The sequence below is a fragment of the Streptomyces sp. NPDC005070 genome (assembly GCF_053600395.1).
On the sequence record NZ_JBSFZS010000543.1, the window covers coordinates 1 to 1,253 of the forward strand.

The following is a 1,253-nucleotide window of genomic DNA, read 5'->3' on the forward strand; positions in this document are numbered from 1 at the left end:
TGTCCGTGGCCCGCACGGCGAAGCCGAGCGCCTCCTGGTCGTTCCCGGCGCGGTGCAGCGCCCAGCCCAGCGCGTCCGCCACCGCGATGCCGGGCGCGCGGTCGACAGCGAACCTCTTCGGGTTGCCGATGTTCTACCAGTACGGGGTGGGGTCGGCGGGGTTCGGCGCCTGGCGCGAGCTGGCCGCGCACGTCATGACCACCAACTGGGTTCTCGGGAACGCGTACGAGGGATTCCCGCTGATGTACCACTGGCGCGTGCTGCCCGACTCGCCTCCCGAGGGGTTCGCCGACGCGCTCGGGGGCATCGACGGGGCCGTCGAACACTGGGAGGGCTCGTCGGCCGTGCGGGAGCGCCTGGAGGCCATCGGGGCGTCCTCGGCCAGTCTGGTCCTCTTCCTGGAACACATCCCGCGGACACTCGCCGACTGGCTGCACGATCACCGGACCGCCGCGGCGGACGGCGGGGACGGCTCGCCGTTCCGGTGGGCGGAGGAAGCACTGGCGCGCGGCACCGCCTTCATGACCTCGCACGGATTCGTCCATTTCGACGCCCACTTCGCCAATGTCCTGACCGACGGCCGGCGGCTGTACTTTGCGGACTTCGGACTCGCGCTGAGCTCCCGCTTCGAACTGACGGCGGCCGAGGCGGAGTTCCTCTCCGCCCACCGCCTCTACGACCGCTGCCACGCCGCGCGCCATCTGCTGCGCCATCACCTGCCCGCGGGCCCGGACGACGACACGGAGTACGAGGCGTTCCTGCGCGCATGGATCGCGGGACGGCGTCCCGAGGGCATACCGCGCGAGATCGCCGGGATCATCGACCGGAACGCCCGAGCCGCCGTGGCCATGGGGGAGTTCGCCCGGCGTCTGCTCACCGAGAGCAAGCGGACGCCGTATCCGGTCGCCGAGTTCGAGAGGGCCTGGGACACCGCGGGGGTTGCGGCGGCTTCCTGAGGTCACACACCACTCCATGGTCCCGGCGGGCAACTCGACTGTCGGCGGGACCGCTTGGTGATGCGGTCCCGCCAAGTGCCTTTCTCCGGAGCTGTGGTGAGGTCAGCCGGCGGAGTCGGGCTCGGTCGTCGGCCGGCGGCGGCTCACGGCACCCACGATGAGGTCGGCGGCCAGGAACGCGGCCAGAGGCAGGCCGAAGAGGGGGAACGCCCAGCCGAGCGCGATGACGGCCAGGACGCCGGGCACCAGGACCCCGTACGGCATTCCGCGCCAGGCACCGCGGGCCGGCGGGGCGCC

The 1,253-nt window shown here is 72.3% G+C and carries 1 protein-coding gene and 1 pseudogene; one reads left to right on the plus strand and one right to left on the minus strand.

The annotated features are described in order from the left end of the window. On the plus strand, window positions 1-956 hold a 956-nt coding region (locus tag ACWEBX_RS40980), incomplete at its 5' end, for a hypothetical protein (RefSeq protein WP_451889759.1). Window positions 957-1,058: 102 nt separating this feature from the next. Here the strand turns inward: ACWEBX_RS40980 and ACWEBX_RS40985 are convergent. Further along, a pseudogene (locus ACWEBX_RS40985) lies at window positions 1,059-1,253 on the minus strand (PepSY domain-containing protein); the annotation flags it as partial.